The sequence below is a fragment of the Pseudomonas sp. TUM22785 genome (assembly GCF_028198105.1).
Classification (GTDB): Bacteria; Pseudomonadota; Gammaproteobacteria; order Pseudomonadales; family Pseudomonadaceae; genus Metapseudomonas; species Metapseudomonas solani.
This window is the reverse complement of record NZ_CP116239.1, coordinates 6,113,523-6,134,220: the sequence shown is the minus strand read 5'-3', so window position 1 is coordinate 6,134,220 and position 20,698 is coordinate 6,113,523. Positions and strand designations below refer to the sequence as shown.

18 protein-coding genes are annotated in these 20,698 nt (G+C 68.3%); 10 read left to right on the top strand and 8 right to left on the bottom strand.

Annotated features, from left to right (window positions below; genetic code table 11):
- Positions 1-58 precede the first annotated feature (58 nt).
- Positions 59-1,414 carry a 3-oxoacyl-ACP reductase gene (locus tag PI990_RS27910; protein ID WP_271659116.1) on the bottom strand — a complete coding sequence of 452 codons (1,356 nt, stop codon included), beginning with the start codon at positions 1,412-1,414 and terminating at the stop codon, positions 59-61.
- A 180-nt stretch (positions 1,415-1,594) separates the two neighbouring features.
- Here PI990_RS27910 and PI990_RS27905 point away from each other — a divergent pair, with 180 nt between their 5' ends.
- The gene (locus PI990_RS27905; protein ID WP_271659115.1) at positions 1,595-2,872 is read left to right on the top strand and encodes an acetyl-CoA C-acetyltransferase; all 1,278 of its coding nucleotides are present in this window, start codon (positions 1,595-1,597) and stop codon (positions 2,870-2,872) included.
- Positions 2,873-2,987: 115 nt separating this feature from the next.
- On the opposite strand, the gene PI990_RS27900 is transcribed toward PI990_RS27905, so the two are convergent.
- A complete protein-coding gene (locus PI990_RS27900) occupies positions 2,988-4,001 on the bottom strand; it encodes a bile acid:sodium symporter family protein (RefSeq protein WP_271659114.1) in 1,014 nt (337 codons plus the stop codon).
- Positions 4,002-4,083: 82 nt separating this feature from the next.
- Here PI990_RS27900 and PI990_RS27895 point away from each other — a divergent pair, with 82 nt between their 5' ends.
- From PI990_RS27895 to PI990_RS27885, 3 genes are all read left to right on the top strand, one after another.
- Positions 4,084-4,872, top strand: a complete 789-nt coding sequence (locus PI990_RS27895; RefSeq protein ID WP_271659113.1) for an AraC family transcriptional regulator — start codon at positions 4,084-4,086, stop codon at positions 4,870-4,872.
- Between the two features lie 195 nt (positions 4,873-5,067).
- Entirely contained in the window at positions 5,068-8,589 is a 3,522-nt protein-coding gene (locus tag PI990_RS27890) for a response regulator (RefSeq protein ID WP_271659112.1), read from the top strand.
- Between the two features lie 13 nt (positions 8,590-8,602).
- On the top strand, positions 8,603-9,787 hold the full coding sequence (locus tag PI990_RS27885; RefSeq protein ID WP_271659111.1) for a response regulator: 1,185 nt from the start codon (positions 8,603-8,605) through the stop codon (positions 9,785-9,787).
- 3 nt (positions 9,788-9,790) lie between these two features.
- Here PI990_RS27885 and PI990_RS27880 read toward each other — a convergent pair whose 3' ends face one another.
- The gene (locus PI990_RS27880; RefSeq protein WP_021219727.1) at positions 9,791-10,072 is read right to left on the bottom strand and encodes a DUF2218 domain-containing protein; all 282 of its coding nucleotides are present in this window, start codon (positions 10,070-10,072) and stop codon (positions 9,791-9,793) included.
- Positions 10,073-10,137: 65 nt separating this feature from the next.
- On the bottom strand, positions 10,138-10,779 hold the full coding sequence (locus tag PI990_RS27875; RefSeq protein WP_271659110.1) for an NAD(P)-dependent oxidoreductase: 642 nt from the start codon (positions 10,777-10,779) through the stop codon (positions 10,138-10,140).
- 109 nt (positions 10,780-10,888) lie between these two features.
- On the opposite strand from PI990_RS27875, the gene PI990_RS27870 reads away from it, so the two are divergent.
- From PI990_RS27870 to PI990_RS27855, 4 genes are all read left to right on the top strand, one after another.
- A complete protein-coding gene (locus tag PI990_RS27870) occupies positions 10,889-11,782 on the top strand; it encodes a LysR family transcriptional regulator (RefSeq protein ID WP_271659109.1) in 894 nt (297 codons plus the stop codon).
- Positions 11,783-11,854: 72 nt separating this feature from the next.
- On the top strand, positions 11,855-12,748 hold the full coding sequence (locus tag PI990_RS27865; protein ID WP_031287779.1) for a PA4780 family RIO1-like protein kinase: 894 nt from the start codon (positions 11,855-11,857) through the stop codon (positions 12,746-12,748).
- 89 nt (positions 12,749-12,837) lie between these two features.
- A complete protein-coding gene (gene bfr / locus PI990_RS27860) occupies positions 12,838-13,302 on the top strand; it encodes a bacterioferritin (RefSeq protein ID WP_021219731.1) in 465 nt (154 codons plus the stop codon).
- A gap of 189 nt (positions 13,303-13,491) precedes the next feature.
- Complete coding sequence (locus tag PI990_RS27855; protein ID WP_271659108.1) at positions 13,492-14,394, top strand: EamA family transporter; 903 nt, start codon at positions 13,492-13,494, stop codon at positions 14,392-14,394.
- Here PI990_RS27855 and cueR read toward each other — a convergent pair.
- From cueR to PI990_RS27840, 3 genes are all read right to left on the bottom strand, one after another.
- The gene (cueR, locus tag PI990_RS27850; protein ID WP_271659107.1) at positions 14,360-14,761 is read right to left on the bottom strand and encodes a Cu(I)-responsive transcriptional regulator; all 402 of its coding nucleotides are present in this window, start codon (positions 14,759-14,761) and stop codon (positions 14,360-14,362) included. The two genes, PI990_RS27855 and cueR, sit on opposite strands and share 35 nt — an antisense overlap.
- Before the next feature lie 89 nt (positions 14,762-14,850).
- The gene (locus PI990_RS27845; RefSeq protein ID WP_271659106.1) at positions 14,851-17,253 is read right to left on the bottom strand and encodes a heavy metal translocating P-type ATPase; all 2,403 of its coding nucleotides are present in this window, start codon (positions 17,251-17,253) and stop codon (positions 14,851-14,853) included.
- Between the two features lie 778 nt (positions 17,254-18,031).
- Positions 18,032-18,403, bottom strand: a complete 372-nt coding sequence (locus tag PI990_RS27840; protein WP_271659105.1) for a hypothetical protein — start codon at positions 18,401-18,403, stop codon at positions 18,032-18,034.
- A 113-nt stretch (positions 18,404-18,516) separates the two neighbouring features.
- Here PI990_RS27840 and PI990_RS27835 point away from each other — a divergent pair, with 113 nt between their 5' ends.
- Positions 18,517-18,714, top strand: a complete 198-nt coding sequence (locus PI990_RS27835) for a heavy-metal-associated domain-containing protein (RefSeq protein WP_043244619.1) — start codon at positions 18,517-18,519, stop codon at positions 18,712-18,714.
- Between the two features lie 7 nt (positions 18,715-18,721).
- On the opposite strand, the gene PI990_RS27830 is transcribed toward PI990_RS27835, so the two are convergent.
- Positions 18,722-19,351, bottom strand: coding sequence for a TetR family transcriptional regulator (locus tag PI990_RS27830; protein WP_021217166.1), 630 nt, complete (start codon positions 19,349-19,351; stop codon positions 18,722-18,724).
- 157 nt (positions 19,352-19,508) lie between these two features.
- Here PI990_RS27830 and PI990_RS27825 point away from each other — a divergent pair, with 157 nt between their 5' ends.
- Entirely contained in the window at positions 19,509-20,687 is a 1,179-nt protein-coding gene (locus PI990_RS27825) for an efflux RND transporter periplasmic adaptor subunit (protein WP_423728036.1), read from the top strand.
- The last annotated feature ends 11 nt before the right edge of the window (positions 20,688-20,698 follow it).

Here is a 20,698-nt window from a genome sequence, read left to right as displayed (position 1 = left end):
TACAAGTGACAACCAGCTCCCAGCCCCCAAAGCTCTTTCTTCCAGCTTCCAGCTGCTTTTACGCTCCAAGCAGACTTTGCCCACACACGCGCATCACCTGCCCAGTCAACGACCCCGAGCTGGGCTGGGCGAACCAGGCCACGGCTTCGGCGACGTCCTGGGGCAGGCCGCCCTGGCTCATGGAGTTCATGCGGCGGCCGGCTTCGCGGATGGTCAGGGGGATGGCGGCGGTCATCTGGGTTTCGATGAAGCCCGGGGCCACGGCGTTGATGGTGATGCCGCGCTTGCCCAGGGCCGGGGCCCAGGCCTGTGCCAGGCCGATGACGCCGGCCTTGCTCACCGCGTAGTTGGTCTGGCCCATGTTGCCGGCGATGCCGCTGATGGAGGCGATCAGCACCACGCGGCCGTTGTCGTGCAGCTTGCCGGCGTCGAGCAGGGCCTGGGTCAGCACCTGCGGGGCGTTGAGGTTGACGTTGATCACCGAGTCCCAGAAGGCATCGCTCATCTTCGCCAGGGTTTTGTCGCGGGTGATGCCGGCGTTGTGCACCACAATGTCGAGGCCGTCCGGCAGCGCTTCTACCAATTGCGCGGCGGCGTCGGCGGCGCAGATGTCCAGGGCGATGCCACGCCCGCCCAGGCGTGCGGCCAGGGCGTCGAGGGAGTCCTTGGCCTGGGGCACGTCCAGCAGCACCACGTCGGCGCCGTCACGGGCCAGGGTTTCGGCGATGGCCGCACCGATGCCGCGGGAGGCGCCGGTGACCAGCGCCTTCAGGCCATTGAGCGGGCGGCTCCAGTCCTTGACCTGGGCGCTGCTGGCGGAGAGGCGCAGCACCTGGCCGGAAACATAGGCGCTCTTGGGCGAGAGGAAGAAGCGCAGGGCGCCTTCGAGCTGGTCCTCGGCACCCTTGCCGACGTACACCAGCTGCACGTTGCCGCCCCGGCGGATTTCCTTGCCCAGGGAGCGGGTGAAGCCTTCCAGAGAGCGCTGCACGCTGGCGGCCACGGTGTCCTTCAGCGACTCCGGCGGGCGGCCCAGTACCACCACGCGCGGGCACTTGCCCAGGCCCTTGAAGGCCGGCTGGAAGAAGTTGCGCAGCTCGATCAACTGCTCGAAGCGGGTCAGGCCGCTGGCGTCGAACACCAGCGCCTTGAGTTTCGGGCCGTGCTCGGCGGTCCAGCGGGTCAGGCCGAAGCGGCCTTCCTCGGTAGCGAAGGATTGGTCGGTGAGCTTGTTCAGCACGCCGCTGGTGGCTTCGGCCAGGGCCCCCTCACCTCCCAGCAGCAGGGCGCCATCCACCGGCCGGGTGCGGCCCGCCATCCAGCGCTCCAGGCGTATCGGCGCGGGCAGCCCGAGGGCGCCGACCAGGCGTCGGCCGGCGTTGGAGTTGGCGAAGGCGAGATAACGGTCGGACATGGGGGCAGGCTCCTGCACGCATAAATGAAGTGGGGCTCACTCTACGCAGACATCACAATCGCGCAATTGACCGTGTTGACCACTCTGTTGGCAAGGCGGCCAATGCGACGGCCAGGCGGGCGGCTAGTCTTGTCGCCAACGTTGCGCACCGCAATCCATTCCCCAGGCAAGGAGTCACCCATGACCCAGCTGCGCCGGGTCGCCATCGTCGGCGGCAATCGCATTCCGTTCGCCCGTTCCAACACGGTGTACGCCACCGCCACCAACCAGCAGATGCTCACCAGCGCGCTGGAAGGCCTGGTGGAGCGCTACAACCTGCACGGCGAGCGCATCGGCGAGTTCGTCGCCGGTGCCGTGCTCAAGCATTCCCGTGACTTCAACCTGGCCCGCGAATGCGTGCTGGGCTCGCGCCTGGCGCCGGAAACCAGTGCCTATGACATCCAGCAGGCCTGCGGCACCGGCCTGGAGGCGGCCATCCTGGTGGCTAACAAGATCGCCCTCGGGCAGATCGACAGCGGCATCGCCGGCGGCGTCGACACCACCTCCGACGCGCCCATCGGCGTGCACGAGGAGCTGCGCAAGATCCTCCTGGAAGCCAACCGCGGCAAGACCACCGGCGACAAGATCAAGAGCCTGCTCAAGGTGCGCCCGCGCCACCTGGCGCCGCACATCCCGCGTAACGGCGAGCCGCGTACCGGGCTTTCCATGGGCGAGTCCTGCGAGCTGATGGCGCAGACCTGGTCCATCCCCCGTGACGAGCAGGACGCCCTGGCCGTGGCCAGCCACCAGAAGCTCGCCGCGGCCTATGCCGAAGGCTGGCAGAACGACCTGCTGACCCCCTTCCTCGGCCTGACCCGCGACCAGAACCTGCGCGCGGACATCAATCCGGAGAAGCTCGCCACCCTCAAGCCGGTGTTCGACAAGGGCCCGCGCGGCACCATGACCGCCGCCAACTCCACCCCGCTCACCGATGGCGCCTCCGTGGTGCTGCTGGCCAGCGAGGAGTGGGCCAAGGCGCGCGGGCTGCCGATCCTCGCCTACTTCAAGGACGGCGAAGCGGCGGCGGTGGATTTCGTCGGTGGCAAGGAAGGCCTGCTGATGGCGCCGGTCTATGCGGTGCCGCGTCTGCTGGCGCGCAACGGCCTGACCCTGCAGGACTTCGACTTCTACGAAATCCATGAGGCCTTCGCCGCCCAGGTGCTTTGCACCCTCAAGGCCTGGGAAGACGCCGACTACTGCAAGACCCGCCTCGGCCTCGACCAGCCGCTGGGCTCCATCGATCGCAGCAAGATGAACGTCAAGGGCAGCTCCCTGGCCGCCGGCCACCCCTTCGCAGCCACCGGCGGGCGCATCGTCGCCAACCTGGCCAAGCTGCTTTCGGTGGCGGAAAAGGGTCGCGGGCTGATCTCGATCTGCGCCGCAGGCGGGCAAGGTGTGACCGCGATCATCGAAAAGTAATCCAATACCCGTGACCGCAATCCATCGCGGGTCACATGATGTATGCAACTCCGTGATTTAGGGCGGCCCACAGGTTGGGCCGCCCTTTTTTTCGCGTGCTTTTCGAGGGTGGGTGTCAGGCCGCGCTCGCCTGCGCCTGGGTCAGCTCGCGGCCACGGTTGGCGTAGCGCTCGGCCATCACCGAGCAGACGATCAGCTGCATCTGGTGGTAGAGCATGATCGGCAGCAGGATCAGGCCCAGCGCCGGGTTGGCGCCGAAGATGATCGCCGCCATGGGTGCGCCGGCCGCCAGGGATTTCTTGGTGGCGCAGAACACCGCGGCGATCTCGTCCTCGTGGTTGAAGCCCAGCGCCCGCGCCGAGCGGGTGGTGAGCCAGAGCATCAGCGCCAGCAGCAGGGCGCTGCCGACGAAGGCGATGACCAGGGTTTCCGGCCCTTGTTGCTGCCAGATGCCGCCGGCCACCGAATCGCTGAACGAGGCGAACACCAGCAGCAGGATCACCAGCTTGTCGAACACCGCCGTGTAGCGCTTGTAGCGGGCGAAGAATTTGCCCCACAGCGGGCGCAGCGCCTGGCCCAGCACCAGCGGCAGGAGCAGCAGCAGGCTCAGGTCGATCAGTGTCTTGCCCAGGTCGATGCCGCCATTGGAATCGGCCACCAGGCTGATCAGCCAGGGCGTCAGGAACACCCCCAGCAGGCTCGACAGGCTGGCGTTGAGAATGGCTGCCGGCACGTTGCCGCCGGCGCTGCCGGTCAGCGCCACCGACGAGGAAATGGTCGAGGGCAGGGCGCAGAGGTAGAAGAAGCCCAGCATCAGGGCCGGCGGCAGTTGCTTGCCGAACAGCCTGTCCACCGCCAGCCACACCAGCGGGAACAGGGCGAAGGTGAAGACCTGCACCATGATGTGCAGGCGCCAGTTGCTCAGGCCCTTGCGGATCTGCTCGGTGGACAGGTTGATGCCGTGCAGGAAGAACACCAGGAACACCCCGGCGTTGATCAGGCTCTCGGCATGCAGCACGCCGCCGTGGCGGCCGATGTCCGGGAACAGCCAGGCCAGTGCCACGGCCACGAGCATGCCGCCGAGGAACCAGTCGGTGACCAGGCGCTTGAGGGGTTTGAGTGCCGACATGGGGCCTCCGTGCAGCGAACGGGATTGAGGCCGCAGGTTAACGGGCGCAGAATCCGACCGTCTAACGACAGCGGATCAGAAGATGTCGCCAAACGGACAGATCGACCTGCAACGCAGCATTCCCAGCCTCGACGTGCTGCCCCGGCCGCTCTATGCGCGGGCGGAAAGCCTGCGCGCCGGCTCCTGGACGGCGCGCCACAGCCACGACTGGGTGCAGCTCTCCTACGCCATCAGTGGCGTGCTCGGCGTGCACACTGCCGCGGGCAGCTTCTTCGCCCCGCCGCACTGGGCGATCTGGGTGCCGGCCGGGCTGGAGCACGAAGTGGTCACCTCGATGAATGCCGAGATGCGCAGCCTCTACGTGCGCGGCGACGCCTGCGCCTGGGCACCGGACCATTGCCGGGTGCTGGAGGTGACGCCGCTGGCCCGCGAGCTGATCAAGGGCTTCTGCGAGCTGCCGGTGGAATACCCAGAGGGCGACTGCGCCGAAGCGCGCCTGGTGGCGGTGCTGCTGGATCAGCTGCGCGCCTTGCCGGAGGCGGGCTTCTCCCTGCCCATGCCCGCCGAGCCGCGCCTGCTGCGCCTGTGCAGCGAACTGGTGGCGCAGCCCGACCTGGCCCGCCCCCTGGGTGAATGGGCCAGCCTGCTGGCCACCTCGGAAAAGACCCTGATGCGCGCCTTCCAGCGCGAGACCGGCCTCAGCTTCCGCCAATGGCGCCAACGCCTGCGCCTGCTCGCCGCCCTGCAACCGCTGGAGCAGGGCCACAGCGTCACCCAGGTCGCCCTCGGCAGCGGCTACGACTCGCCCTCGGCCTTCATCGCCGCCTTCAAGGGCCTGTTCGGCGTCACGCCGGGCGAGCTGTTCCGCTGAGGCTCGACGCCTCTTCCCTGTTCGGGGCTCTCCGGCTGGCTGGCGGCTTGTAGGGTGGACCCCGCTTCACCGGTCCACCGAGCGGAGTTGCAGGCGCGCTCGGGCGCTCGGCGCCATTGAACTCGGCACCTCACCTTTCCAACCCCCTGCCGCTGGCTAAGCTGAACTGCGGTGGACGAGCACAAGGAAAGACCCATGTTGCGTGCCTCTGTATGGCTGCTGCTGATGCTGCTGGCATCCCTGGCCCTGGGCGGAAACGAGCGGCTCGAGTTCGACGCCGACGAGGCCGCCTGGCTGCAGGACCATCCGCGCATCCGCGTGGGGGTGCCGCGCCATGGCTGGCCGCCCTTCGACCTGATGGAGTCCGACGGCAGCTACCAGGGCATCAGCGCCGACTTCCTGCGCCTGGTGGGCGAGCGCCTCGGGCTGGGTATCGAACCGGTCTATTTCGATGACTGGCAGCAAGCCCAGGACGCCCTGCGTGAGCGCCGCGTGGATGTGCTGCCGTCCATGGCCAGGCTCCCAGCGCGGCAGAGCTGGGCAGCCTTCAGCGAGCCCTACCTGATCAGCACCAGCCTGCTTTTCACCCGCCGCGAAAGCGCCCTCCAGGGGGTGGCCGACCTGGCCGGCAAGCGCGTGGCGGTGGAACGCGGCTATGCGGTGCAGGCCATGCTCCGTGAGCGTGCGCCGGGGGTGCTGCTGGTGGAGACCGCCGACACCGAGGCGGCGCTGCGGGCGGTGTCGTCCGGGCGTGCCGACGGCTACGTGGGCAACATGATCGTTGCCAGCTACCTGATCCGGCAGTTCAACCTGAGCAACCTGGAGCTGCGCGGCGAATCCGGCCTGGGCAGCAGCGAGCTGCATTTCGGCGTGCGCCGCGACTGGCCGCAGCTGGCCGGCCTGATCGACCACGCCCTGGCCAGCATCGACCGCGAGGAGCGCGAGGCGATCATGGATCGCTGGCTGCCGCCGCTCACCGAATTCAACTGGCGCAAGGCCGCCGAGGTGGGCTGGCCGTTCGCCCTGGGGGTGATCGTCCTGGTGGGCTTCGTGCTGCTGTGGAACCGTCGCCTGGCGGTGCAGGTGGAGGAGCGCTGCCGTGCCGAAGCCGAGGCCGAACGCCAGCGCAGCACCCTGCTGGCGCTGGTCAACGCCATTCCCGACCCGATCTGGTTCAAGGATGCCGACGGCCGCTACCTGGGGGCCAACCAGGCCTTCGCCGATCTCATCGGCCAGAGCCGCGACGCCTTGCAGGGCCGCACCGATGCCGAGCTGCTGCCCACCGAGCGGGCGCGCATGCGCCTGATCCAGGACCAGGCGGCCCTGGCCCTGAGCCTGCCGTTCGAGAGCGAGGACTGGGTGGTGCAGCGCGATGGGCGCAAGGTGCTGTTCGACACCGTGCGCGCCACCTTCCACGACGACAAGGGCCAGTTGCTGGGCCTGGTGGGCGTCAGCCGCGACGTCACCGCGCGCAAGCACAGCGAGGAAGCCCTGGAGCAGGCCAAGGAACTGGCCGAGGAAGCCGCGCGGACGAAGGCCGACTTCCTGGCCAACATGAGCCATGAGATCCGCACGCCGATGAACGCCATCATCGGCATGACCCACCTCGCCCTGAAGACCGACCCCGAACCGCGCCAGCGCGAGTACCTGGGCAAGATCCAGCAGGCCAGCCAGCACCTGATGGGGGTGATCAACGACATCCTCGATTTCTCCCGTATCGAGGCCGGCAAGCTGAGCGTCGAGCGCATCGACTTCGACCTGCAGCTGGTGCTGGAGAACCTCTCCGGGCTGATCAGCGAGAAGGCCGCCTGCAAGCGCCTGGAGCTGGTGTTCAACATCGACCCGCAACTGCCCCTGCAACTGGTGGGTGACCCGTTGCGCATCGGCCAGATCCTCATCAACTACGCCAACAACGCGGTGAAGTTCACCGAACAGGGCGAGGTGGAAGTGATTGTCCGTGGCGAGCACCGGCGTGGCGATGAGCTGGAGCTGTACCTGGCGGTGCGTGACACCGGCATCGGCCTGGATGCCGAGCAGCAGGGGCGGCTGTTCGAATCCTTCCAGCAGGCGGACAACTCCACCACCCGGCGCTATGGCGGCTCCGGGCTGGGCCTGGCCATCTGCCGGCGCCTGGCCGAGGCCATGGACGGCGCCGTGGGCGTCGACAGCCGGGTGGGCATCGGCAGCCTGTTCTGGTGCCGGCTGCCGGTGCAGGTATCGGCCCGGCAGCCCAATGAGCTGTTGTTGCAGCCCGACCTGCTCGACCGCCGCGTGCTGGTGGTGGACGACAACGATGCCGCGCGCCAGGTGATCAACGACATGCTCGCCAGCCTGGCGCTGCGGGTGGAGGCGGTGCAATCCGGCGAGGAAGCGCTGCTGCGGGTGGCCGAGGCGGAGCGCGAGGACGACCCCTTCGAAATGGCCTTCATCGACTGGCAGATGCCCGGCCTGGATGGCGTCGAGACCGCCCGCCGCCTGCACCGGCTGGGCCTGCGCAAGCCACCGCGGATGCTGCTGGTCACCGCCCATGGCTTCGATGACCTGGGGGAGACCGACAAGGCCGGCATCGACGAAGTGCTGCACAAGCCGCTCAACCCCTCGGTGCTGCTGGAGGCGTCCCTGACCAGCCTGGGGCGCCGTGGGGGCAACCCGCCGCCACCCAGCACCGCCGCGCTGCTGGACGCCATGCCGCGCTTCGACAACCAGCGTGTGCTGCTGGTGGAGGACCACGCGCTGAACCGCGAGGTGGCCACCGCCTTGCTGGAGGAAAGCGGCCTGCTCATCGACCAGGCGGAGAACGGCCTGGATGCCGTCGACCGCCTGCGCTGGCAGCCGCCGGGCTACTACGCGCTGGTGCTGATGGACATGCAGATGCCGGAGATGGACGGCCTGGAAGCCACCCGCGAACTGCGCCGCGAACCGCGCTTCCTGGAGTTGCCGATCATCGCCATGACCGCCAACGCCCTGCCCGGCGACCGCGAGCGTTGCATCGAGGCGGGCATGAACGACCACGTCAGCAAACCCATCGAACCCCTGGAGCTGTGGGCTACCCTCAGCCGCTGGCTGCGGGGCTCACGGGCGCAGGGCGAGCCGCACAAGGCGGTGGTGGCAAACCTGCCCGACTGGGTGTTGCCGGGCGTTGATATCGCCAGCGGCCTGCGTCGGGTGCTGGGCAAGCAGCAGGCCTACCTCGGCTTGCTCGGCAAGTTCGCCAGGGGCCAGCGGGCGTTCATCGCCAGCCTGCGCCAGGCACTGGGTGATGGCGATCGCGACAGCGCCGAACGCCTGGCCCACAGCCTGCGCGGGCTGGCGGGCAACCTCGGGGCGACGGCGCTGCAGGCCCAGGCCGAAGCCCTGGAGCGCAGCATTCATCAGGGTGCGCGCCTGGCCCAGCTGGAGCGCCAGATGCTGGAGCTGGAACCGCCGCTGCTGGCGCTGGTCCGAGCCATCGACGAGCTGCTGCGCGAGCAGCGACCGGAACCGGCCGCCGCCCCCTACGACCCGGCGCGCCTGGCGCCCCTGTGCAAGCGCCTGGCGCAGTTGTTCGAGGACGACGACCCGCGCGCCGGCAAGCTCTTCGAGGAACAGGCGGAATTGCTCCGCAGCGCCTTCAATGAAGGTTACGGGCCGCTGGAGTCGGCGGTGCGCAGCTACGATTTCGAGGCGGCGCTGGTGGCCCTGCGGGAGATGGCGGGGCAACGCGACATTTCACTTTGACGAGGTGCGGCAGATGGTCGGCATGCTGGACAGATCGGAGCGCGAGGTGATCCTGGTGGTGGACGACACCCCGGACAACCTCGAGCTGATGAGCGAGCTGCTGATGGACCGCTACCGGGTCAAGGTGGCCGGCAGCGGCGCCAAGGCGTTGAAGATCGCCGCCGGGCACATGCGCCCGGACCTGATCCTGCTCGATGTGATGATGCCGGAGATGGACGGCTACGAAGTCTGCGCGCGGCTCAAGACCGATGCCGTCACCCGCGATATCCCGGTGATCTTCCTCACCGCCCGCAGCGAGATGGCCGACGAGCAGAAGGGCTTCGACCTGGGCGCGGTGGACTACATCACCAAGCCCATCAGCCCGCCCATCGTCCTGGCGCGGGTGCAGGCGCAACTGCAGCTCAAGGCCACGGCCGACTTCCTGCGCGACAAGAGCGAATACCTGGAGCTGGAGGTGCGCCGCCGCACCCGCGAGATCCAGCACCTGCACGACGCCACCATCGAAGCCCTGGCGGGCCTCGCCGACATGCGCGACAACCCCGACGGCAACCACCTGGTGCGCATCGAGCTGTACATGCGCCTGCTGGGCACGGCCCTGGCGCGGCAGCAACCGGGCATGGCCGAGGAGCTGACCGAGGAACGCATCAACCTGATGGCGAAATCGGCCTTGCTGCACGACATCGGCAAGGTGGCGCTGCCCGATCGCGTGCTGCTCAACCCCGGGCAGTTGGAAGGCGATGACCTGCGCCTGATGCAGAGCCACACCCGCCTCGGCCGCGAAGCCCTGGAGCGCGCCGAAGCGCGGCTGGGCGGCAGCGAGCAGAGCTTTCTCGGCTACGCCAAGGAAATCCAGTACGGGCACCATGAGCGCTGGGACGGCTCGGGTTATCCACAGGGTCTGCGCGGTGACCAGATACCCCTCGCGGCGCGCCTGATGGCGGTGGTGGACCACTACGACGGGCTCACCAGCTACCACCCCTATCGCAGCAGCCTGAGCGGCGACGCGGCGGTGATGCGCATCAGCGCCGGCAGCGGCAGCGAGTTCGACCCGCTGGTGGTGATGGCCTTCCTCGAAGTGGCCGACGGCTTCGCCCTCATCGCCCAGCGCCACGCCGATAGCCGCGCCGCCATCGACGGCGAACTGCAGCGCCTGGAAGACTCCATCGCCGAGAGCATCGAGCTGACGTTGCCGGAGTGAGTCTCAGCGCCAATCGAGCTGCAGCGCCTCCTGCCAGGCGAAGCGTTCGAAGTGGCTGGCGATCACGTCCTTCATCTTTTCCAGGTTCGCCGTGTCGGCGGCTTCGACCTTGAGGGTCAGGCCGCCGGCTTCGGCGTGCAGCAGGCCGATGCCGAAGTCGAACTCGATGCGCCCCTGGTGCTCGTCGAAGCTGACCGGGATGCGGTGGGCGAAGTGCTTGCACAGGCGGCTGATGTAGCGCGCCGGGGTGTCGGTGACGACGTGCGCGGAGGCGGTGAGGCTCATGGGCTGCTCCTTGTGGATAAGGGGGTGCGGTGGGCCGCCCGAAGCGGGCCCACCCTGCGCCGGAATCAGTAGCCGACGGTGAAGCGCTGGCGGATGTGCTGCGGGTTTTCCAGCTCGTCGACGATGGCCACGGCCAGGTCGGCCACCGAGACGCTGGCCGGGTGGTCGCCGTCCATCAGCAGTTCGTTGCCGCCGATACGGAAGCGGCCGGTGCGCTCACCGGGCTGCAGCAGCGCGGGCGGCGAGATGAAGCTCCAGTCCAGGGCGATTTCGGCCTGGATCAGGTTCAGCGCCTGGCGCGCGCCTTCGGCGCCTTCCTTGTATTCGGCGGGGAAGTGCGGGGTGTCGATCAGCTGCACGCCGGGTGCGACGTAGAGGCTGCCGGCACCGCCGACCACCAGCAGGCGGCGGACGCCGGACTGATTGGTGGCGGCGAAGATCGAGCGGGTGCCGGCGATGAACTGCTCGCGGATGTCCTCGCGGCCCCAGCCGGGGTTGAAGGCGTGGACGACGGCGTCATGCCCGGCCAGTTGCGACGCGGTGGCGGCGGCATCGTGGATGTCGGCCTGCAGCGCCTTCAGGTGTTCGTGGGCGGCGAGTTTTTCCGGGTGGCGCACCAGGGCGGTGACCTGGTGGCCGCGTTGCAGGGCTTCGGCGAGTACGGCGGAACCGACGAAACCGCTGGCACCGATAAGGGCGATCTTCATGCTGTTCTCCTGGAACTGGGTGAGTGATTCGAGGTGCTGCATCATCGCTGCTGGATAATCGACGGAAAAAGTGGCAGAAAGCGCTTTCACAATTAAGCGGTGCTTACGAATGGAGCAGCTCAAGCGCATGGCGGTGTTCGCCACGGTGGTGGAGAAAGGCTCGATGGTGGCGGCCGGGGAAGCCCTGGGCATGAGCGCCTCGGCGGTCAGCCAGCAGATCCGCAAGCTGGAGGAGTCGACCCGGGTCAGCCTGCTCCACCGCACCACCCGCAAGCTCACCCTGACCGAGGCCGGCAGCCTGTTCTACCGCAGCTGTGCGCAGGTGCTGGAGCTGGCGCAACAGGCCGAGCAGCGCCTGGCCGAGCTGCGCGATGCGCCGGTGGGGGAGTTGCGCATCGCCGCCCCGGTGGGCTTCTCCGGGCGCTTCATGACCGACGCCCTGGCACCGTTGCTGGAGGCGCACCCCGGGCTGAGCCTGCGCCTGTTCTTCCATGACGAGCAGATCGACCTGGTGGAGCAGCGCATCGACATGGCGGTGCGTGTCGGCAAGCTGGAGGACTCCAGCCTGGTGGCGCGGCATATCGGTGATTGGCCGATGCTGCTCTGCTGCGCGCCGGCCTACCTGGCCCGCCACCCCGGCGTCACCCGCCCCGAGCAACTGCTGGCGCTGGATTGGGTGAGCCTGGGCAGTGACCGCCAGCAGGGCCCGGTGACCCTGCACGGGCCGGGCGGTGAGGTGCAGCGCCTGCGCATCGAGAGCCGGGTGGTGTGCAACAACATCCTCTCCACCCGCAGCTTCACCCTGGCCGGGTTCGGCCTGTCGCTGCAGCCGGAGCCGGAAGTGCGCGACGAACTGACCAGCGGTCGCCTGCTGCGGGTGCTGCCGGATTGGCGCACCGACCCCGTCGGCATCTACATCGTCACCCCGCGCCGCGATGCCCAGCCGGCCAAGGTGCGCTATGCCATGGATGCGCTGCGCCACAGTCTGCAGCGCGGCGGATAGTCGCGGGGGCGCGCATGCCGTATAAAGTCGGACGATGTCCGCCCGTAAACAGAGGATTGGCTACAAAGCAGCATGAAGACTCCAAAACGCATTGAACCTTTGGTGGAAGACGGCCTGGTCGACGAAGTGGTCAGGCCCCTGATGAGTGGTAAGGAAGCGTCGGTCTACGTTGTGCGTTGTGGCAGCGAGTTGCGTTGCGCGAAGGTCTACAAGGAGGCCAACAAGCGCGGTTTCCGCCAGGCCGCCGAGTACCAGGAAGGGCGCAAGGTGCGTAACAGCCGCGACGCCCGGGCCATGGCCAAGGGCTCCAAGTACGGGCGCAAGGAACAGGAAGAGAACTGGCAGAACGCCGAAGTCGCGGCGCTGTTCCGCCTGGCCGCCGCCGGCGTGCGCGTGCCCAAGCCCTATGACTTCCTCGATGGCGTGCTGTTGATGGAGCTGGTCACCGATGGCTACGGCGATGCCGCGCCGCGCCTCAATGACGTCGACCTGACGCCCGAGGACGCCCGCGAATTCCACGGCTTCATGATCGGCGAGATCGTCAAGATGCTCTGCGCCGGCCTGGTCCATGGCGACCTGTCCGAGTTCAACGTCCTGCTCGACCCCTACGGCCCGGTGATCATCGATCTGCCGCAGGCGGTGGATGCCGCCGGCAACAACCACGCGTTCCGCATGCTGGAGCGTGATGTCGGCAACATGGCTGCGTATTTCGGGCAGTTCGCCCCGGAATTGCTCTACACGCGCTATGCCAAGGAAATGTGGGCGCTCTACGAGGACGGCAAGCTGACCCCGGAAACACCGCTCACCGGCCAGTTCGACGAGCCGGAGGACGCCGCCGACGTCGACTCGGTGATGCGCGAGATCAAGGCCGCCCTGGCCGAGGAAGCGCGGCGCCAGGCGCTGCTCAACGAGGACGAGGACAAGGCCCGCGACGAGCCGCCGCCCCCGCCCTGGATGCAGAATTGAGGCTGCGGCATCGGCTCGCTTGACCGGGGCCGATCCGCGCAGGACCATTACGCGCTCGAATCACCGCGTTTGCAGGGGAGAACACACGAATGCAAGGGCAAGCCGAAGTAGTCGAATACCTCAAGGACCTGCTGCGGGGCGAGCTGGCCGCTCGCGACCAGTACTTCCTGCACTCGCGCATGTACGCCGACTGGGGCTTCACCAAGCTCTTCGACCGGATCAACCACGAGATGGAAGAAGAGACCGAGCACGCCGATGCCCTGCTCAAGCGCATCCTCTTCCTCGAAAGCACCCCGGACATGTCGCCCAAGCCGATCCACCCGGGCGCCACGGTGCCGGAGATGCTGCGCGCCGACCTCCAGCTCGAGTACGACGTGCGCGCCGCCCTGAGCAAGGGCATCACCCTGTGCGAGAAGCACAAGGACTACATCAGCCGCGACATCCTCGCCCTGCAGTTGCAGGACACCGAGGAAGACCACGCCTACTGGCTGGAACAGCAGCTGGGCCTGATCGACCGCGTGGGCCTGCAGAACTACCTGCAATCCCAGGGCTGATCGCGCCCGCACCGGTTCCCGGAAAGCCCTCGGCGGGGCGTCTACCCAGGTAGATGCGCCTCCGGGGGCTTTTTCATGGGCGCCCGAGCCGCGCCGGCGCTCCTGTATCCCGCCATTAGCGGGCATCTGTATCCATACAAGCGGCCGATGACCTGCTAGCGTGGCCAGCCCGCTATACGAGTGCCCGCCATGCCCTTGCCGCACATCCTTCTCGCCCTGTTGGTGACCCTGGTCTGGGGCGTCAACTTCGTGATCATCAAGCTCGGCCTGGCGGAATTCCCGCCGCTGCTGTTCTGCGCCCTGCGCTTCGCCCTGGCGGCCACGCCGCTGCTGTTCCTGCGCGGGCCGATGCCGGCACCGCTGTGGCGCATCGTGCAGATCGGCCTGCTGCTGGGGGTGTTCAAGTTCGGTGTGCTGTTCATCGGCATGAAGATCGGCATGCCCGCAGGGCTCACCTCCCTGGTGCTGCAGAGCCAGGTGTTCTTCACCATCCTCATCGCCGCCCTGTTGCTGGGTGAGCGGCCCAGCCGGCGCGGGGTGCTGGGCCTGGCGCTGGCGGCGTCCGGCCTGGTGCTGATCGGCCTGGAGCGGCCCATGGGCGACAGCCTGCTGGCGTTCGCGCTGGTGCTGGTGGCGGCCCTGGCCTGGGCCTTCGCCAACATCGCCACCAAGCGTGCGGGCGCCACCGACATGCTGCGGCTTATCTGCTGGGTGAGCCTGGTGCCGCCGCTGCCGTTGCTGGCGCTGTCCTGGGTGTTCGAGGGGCCGCAGGCGATGGTCGCGTCCTTCGAGCACGCCACCCTGGTGGGCTACGGCTCGCTGCTGTTCGTGGCCTTCGGCGCCACCACCCTGGGTTTCGCCATCTGGAGCTTCCTGCTCAGCCGCCACCCGGCGAGCCTGGTCACCCCCTTCGCCCTGGCGGTGCCCATCTCCGGGCTGCTGTCCGGTTGGCTGCTGCTGGACGAGGCGCTGAGCCCGGCGGGCTGGCTGGCCTGCGTCATCGTCTTCGTCGGCCTGGCGATCACCGTGCTGCCCAAGGGGCTGCTGGGCCGTCTGGTCAGTGGCAGCCGCCGCCCGACTCCAGGTCCTTGAGGATCGGGCAGTCGGGGCGGTGATCGCCCTGGCAGTGGTCCACCAGTTCCTGCAGGGTGTCGCGCAGCCCCGCCAGCTCGGCGATCTTGCGGTTAAGTTCTTCGATATGGTCGCGGGCCAGTGCCTTGACGTCGGCGCTGGCGCGGCCACGGTCCTGCCACAGCTGCAGCAGCTTGCCGACCTCCTCCAGGGAGAAGCCCAGGTCCCGCGAGCGGCGGATGAAGGCCAGGCTGTGCAGGTCCTGCTGGCTGTACTGGCGGTAGCCGCTGTCGCTGCGCCCGGCCTCGGGCAGCAGGCCGATGGATTCGTAGTAGCGGATCATCTTCGCGGTGAGCCCGCTCTTCTTCGCGGCCTGGCCGATGTTCATGCATCTGTCCTCTCGGGTTGAGGTGTCCGGGCGCCCCGTGGGGGGCGCTTGGCGAATGAATCCGCCCCTGCCAGAACAACGTCCTGGCGTCAGTCTTCCTTGGGTTCGTCCCCGGCCGGCTTCCAGGTCTTCAGCAGCAGGGCGTTGCTCACCACGCTGACGCTGGAGAGTGCCATCGCGGCGCCGGCGACCACCGGGTTGAGCATGCCGGCGGCGGCGAGGGGGATGCCCACCAGGTTGTAGATGAAGGCCCAGAACAGGTTCTGGCGGATCTTGCCATAGGTGCGCCGGGCGATCTCCAGGGCGGCGGGTACCAGGCGCGGGTCGCCGCGCATCAGGGTGATGCCGGCAGCGTGCATGGCCACGTCCGTGCCGCCACCCATGGCGATGCCGACGTCCGCCGCCGCGAGGGCCGGGGCATCGTTGATGCCGTCACCGACCATCGCCACCACTGCGCCACCGGCCTTGAGCCGTGCCACTTCGGCGGCCTTGTCCGCCGGCAGCACTTCGGCGTGTACGTCGTCGATGCCCAGTGCCTCGGCCACCACCCGGGCGCTGCCACGGTTGTCGCCGGTGATCAGGTGGCTGGCCACGTGGCGCTCGCGCAGGGCCTGCACGGCTTCACGGGCACCGTCCTTGAGGCTGTCGCCGAAGGCGAACAGGCCGATCACCCGTGCCTGGGGCTGCAGCTCCAGCAGCCAGGACAGGGTGCGGCCCTGGGCCTCCCAGGCCTCGGCTGAGGCCAGCAGGGCACCGCCGTCTAGCGTGCTTTCGTCCAGCAGGCGACGGTTGCCCAGGGCCAGCAGGCGCCCGTCCACCACACCCTGGATACCGCGCCCGGTGAGGGATTGGCTGTCCGCGACCTGGGGCACCGTCAGGGCACGCTCGCTGCAGGCGTCGAGCACGGCCTTGGCCAGCGGGTGCTCGCTGCCGCGCTGCAGGGCGCCGGCCAGCGCCAGCAGGCTGGCTTCGTCGCCATCGGCGGCGCTCAGGTTGGTGATGCGCGGGGTGCCGGAGGTGAGGGTGCCGGTCTTGTCGAAGGCCACGGCTGTGACCGCGTGGGCGACCTCCAGGGCCTCGGCGTCCTTGATCAGGATGCCGTGGCGGGCGGCGACGCCGGTGCCGGCCATGATCGCCGTCGGCGTGGCCAGGCCGAGGGCGCAGGGGCAGGCGATCACCAGCACGGCGACGGCGTTGATCAGTGCAGTTTCCAGGGGCGCGCCGGCCAGCAGCCAGCCGCCGAGGGTGGCCAGGGCGATCAGCAGCACCGCCGGGACGAACACCTGGCTGACCCGGTCCACCAGTTTCTGGATCGGTGCCTTGGCCGCCTGAGCGTCTTCCACCAGGCGGATGATGCGTGCCAGCACGGTCTCGCCGCCGATGGCGCTGGTGCGTACCCGCAGGCGGCCTTCGCCGTTGATGGCGCCACCGGTGACGCTGTCGCCGGGGCGCTTGGGCACCGGCAGGCTCTCGCCGCTGATCAGGGCCTCGTCGGCGTGGCTCTGGCCTTCCAGCACCTCGCCGTCCACCGGGAAGCGCTCACCGGGCTTCACCAGCACCTCGTCGCCCAGGCGCAGTTCGGCGATGGCCACCTCTTCTTCGCGGCCGTCATGCAGGCGGATGGCCCGTTCCGGGCGCAGCGCTTCGAGGGCGCGGATGGCGGCGCTGGTCTGGCGCTTGGCGCGGCTTTCCAGGTACTTGCCCAGCAGCACCAGGGCGATGACCACCGCCGAGGCTTCGAAGTACAGGTGCGGCGTGTGGCCGGGGTGGGCGGTGGCCCATTGGTAGAGGCTCAGGCCGTAGCCGGCGCTGGTGCCGATGGCCACCAGCAGGTCCATGTTGCCGGCGCCGGCGCGCACGGCCTTCCAGGCGGCGCGGTAGAAGCGCGCACCGAGGATGAACTGCACCGGGGTGGCCAGGGCGAACTGCGCCCAGGCCGGCAGCATCCAGTGCAGGCCGAAGGGTTCCAGCAGCATCGGCAGCACCAGGGGTAGCGCCAGGGCCAGGGCGATGCACAGCGCCCAGCGCTCGCGACGCAGGCGGCTGGCGGTGTCGTCGCTGGGCGGTGTCGCGGCATCCAGGGCGCGGGCGTGGTAGCCGGCCCGCTCCACGGCCTGCAGCAGCGTGCTGCGCTCCACTTCGCCGAGCAACAGCAGGTGGGCGCGCTCGGTGGCCAGGTTCACCGTCACCTCGCCCACCCCCGGCACCTTGGCCAGGGCGCGTTCCACACGGCCCACGCAGCTGGCGCATGTCATGCCGTCGATGGCCAGTTCCAGACGCTGGCCGGGCACCGCGTAGCCGGCGCCTTCAACCGCCGCGCGCAGGGCCGGCAGGCTGTCGTCCGGTGCTTCTATACGGGCGCGCTCGGTGGCCAGGTTGACGCTGGCGGCCTTCACCCCAGGCACCTTGGCCAGGGCACGCTCCACGCGCCCGGCGCAGCTGGCGCAGGTCATCCCGGCAATCGGCAGGTCGAACGAAACGGATGGATTCATGGGCAATTCCTCCTGGGTTGCCCATAGGATCGACCTTGACACGAGGGCAAGGTCAAGCGGCGAGTTGTCGCAGCGCTCCCTCTGTAGAGGCGAATTCATTGGCTATGTCTGCGTTAAGTGTTGCTAGAAGAATTGAGCCCAGCTGATTGCCGAGCTCTGGTGATGTTTCTGGTTTCGCCCACCCCCGGGCGAGTCTCTTTTGGCAGTCGTCGGGGTGCCGAACCACCCAAAAGAAACCAAAAGGGCTTGCCCCATCATCCGGCCCGACTGCGTCGGGTTCCCTCACTCCATCGCCGTTACTCGCTACGCTCGCCCTTCGGGCCGCACTGAAGTGCGTTCGCCGCAAGCGTCGTCTGGGGTCGGCGCGATGGGCCATCCATGGCCTGGCGCGCCTCTCGCGGCATCCATGCCGCTCGTCCCCCGGCGCAACGACTGCGTTCGGCCTCCTGGAGGGGCGTTGGCGGCTGCTCCAACTTTCTTCGTCCAGCGTATCGCTACGTGGTGCGAACGGGCTTTCGTAGGATGGGTAGAGCGGAGCGAAACCCATGCGGTGGAGGTGGCACAAACCCTTTGGGGCCCGGAAATGGCCGTGCTTGAGCCCTTGCTTTAAAACCACAACAGCTAACACCGACAGAGCCAATTCATTCGCCCGGCGATCTACCCGGCGCGCACGGGGCCCTTATGAGCACAGGCTTTTTTGTGGGAGCGGATTCATCCGCGATGGCCCGGCACCGCCGCAGCGGGTAGCCCGGGCTTCAGCCCGGGACCGGGGCCTGGTTCAGGGATTGGACAGCGCCGGCGTCAGGTACAGGCCGGAGGTGTTCATCGCCAGGCGGTATTTGCGCACCTCGCCGGCCTCCAGGCTGATGGACTGCTGGCGCTGCTGCTCGATGCCGGGCTTGCAGCGACCGGGGCCGAGCAGGCCGAGGCGGATGGAAACCGGGCCCGGTTGCAGGTTGACGGCAATGCTCTCGCCCTGCACCAGGCGTGCGGCGAGCTGGTCCTGCAGGTACAGACCGACGTCGCAGTTGGTGGGCAGCTCGACCCGTTCGCGGGTGACGATCAGCACGCTGTAGTCGATGGGGGATTGCGCGCTGGCGGGGCCGGCGAGGGTGAGCAGGGCGAGCAGGCAGAAGCGGGTGGGGGACATGGCGGCGACTCCGGAACGGCATGGCTTGAGTGTAGGGGATCGCGGCCCGCTTGACCTTGCCACCGTGGCAAGCCCGAGACTGATTCCAGACCCATCAACTCAGGAGTTGAACCATGCAGATTCTCAAGGTAAGCGGCATGTCCTGCGGCCACTGCGTCCGCGCCATCACCCAGTCGCTGCAGGCCCGCGACCCGGCGGCAGAGGTCCAGGTGGACCTGGGCGCCGGCGAGGTGCGGGTGGCCAGCCGGCTGTCCCTGGACGAGGTCCTGGCGGCGATCCGCGAGGAGGGCTACCAGGCCGCCGCGGCCTGACCCGTCCTCAGGCGCCCTGGTCCCAGTCGCGGAACATGCCGCGGAACAGGGTGCCGACCAGGATGCCGGCCTCGCGCTGTGGATCGAACAGCTCGGGGTCGCGCGTCCAGTCGGTGAACAGCCCGATCACCTGCGCGTGCAACGCGCGCGAGGCCAGGCGCGGGGTGAGGCCGTCCATCAACCGCTCGACGCAGCCGGGGCGGGCGAAGAGCTCCTCGCACAGGTCGATGAACTGATTGACGAAGGCGTTGTGGCGATCCTCCGCCTCGCGCAGTTCCTCGGTGAACTCGCAGCGGTGCAGGAGGATGTTGAAGATGCGATGGCGCTGCTCGTCCAGGGCCAGGCTGGTGATGGCCTCCACGCACAGCTCCAGCAGCGACTGCAGCAGGTCGCGGCCTTCGGCGCCGTGCAGGCGCTGGGCCATCTGCTCCGGGGGCAGGCGCACCTGGTTGAGCATCTCGTGGAACAGGTGGGCCTTGTTCTGGAAGTGCCAGTAAACGGCGCCACGGGTGACGCCCGCCGCTCGGGCGATCTGCTCGAGGGACGTGTGGGCGACACCGTTCTCGAGGAAGAGCACCTCGGCGGCAGCCAGGATATCGCTGCGGGTTTTCTCCGCTTCTTCTTTGGTTCTGCGCATAGCAGTTGGACGAATACTGTCTAGGCTTCTGTTCGGGGGCCAGAGTTTACCGATTTTGCAGTCGGATACTGCTTTTACAAGCGTGAACGTATGTATCCAGCCTTGACCTGTTTCCTGTTTTTGCCAATCGGGCGCTGTCATGGAATGGAGACGCACTATGCCGCTTTCACCCTCTTTCACCCTTTCGCTGCGCGTCTTCGCTTTCGGCCTGATGTCCCTGGGCACGGTCGCCGAAGCGGCGGATGCCCCGGCCAAGGCGGCACCACCGCCACCCGAGGTGCTGGTTGAAACGGTGAAGACCGCGCCCCTGCCGATGACCCTGGAATACGCCGGGCGCACCGCCGGCTATCGCGAGGTGGAAGTGCGCGCCCAGGTCAGCGGCATCCTCCAGGAGCGTACCTACCAGGAGGGCAGCAAGGTGCAGCGCGGCCAGGTGCTGTTCCGCATCGACCCGCGCACCTACCAGGCCGCCCTCGGCAGCGCCAAGGGCGCCCTGGCCCAGGAGCAGGCGCGCTACCGCCAGACCGAGCGCGACCTCAAGCGCATCCGCGAACTGCAGAAGAAGGGCTTCGCCAGCGAGAGCGAGCTGGACAATGCCGTCTCCAACTACGAACAGAGCAAGGCCAACGTCCAGGCCGCCGAAGCCAACGTGCAGGCCAAGCAGATCGACCTCGACTACACCACGGTGAAGGCGCCCATCACCGGCATGACCAGCAAGGAGACCCGCTCCGAGGGCAGCCTGGTGGTGGCCGGTGATCCCAATTCCAGCCTGCTCACCCAACTCACCCAGCTCGACCCCATCTACGTCAACTTCGGCTACCCGGACACCGAAGCCGAGCGCATCCGCGAGGACGTGCAGACCGGCAAGCTGACCCTGCCCGAGGGCGGCAAGATGGCCGCCGTGCTCAAGTTCGGCGATGGCTCTACCTACCCGCTGGAAGGCCGCGTCGACTTCACCGACAGCTTCGTCAACACCGGCACCGGCACCGTCAGTGCCCGCGCCGTGGTGCCCAACCCCGAGCAGAAGCTGCTGCCCGGGCAGTTCGTGCGGGTGCTGGTCAAGGGGCTGAGCCGGCCCAAGGCGATCACCGTGCCCGAGCGCGCCCTGGCCCAGGGACCGCGCGGCACCTTCGTCTACGTGGTGGACAAGGACGGCGTGGCGCGCATGCGCGAGGTCAAGACCGGCGACACCTCCGAGGGGCGCTGGGTCATCGAGTCCGGCATCGCCGAAGGTGACCGGGTGATAGTCGAGGGCCTGCCCAAGGTCAGGCCCGATTCGCCGGTCAAGGCCGTCGAAGCGAAGGACAAGCCCGCCGACCAGCCGCAACAATCCTGAGGAGCGTCCGC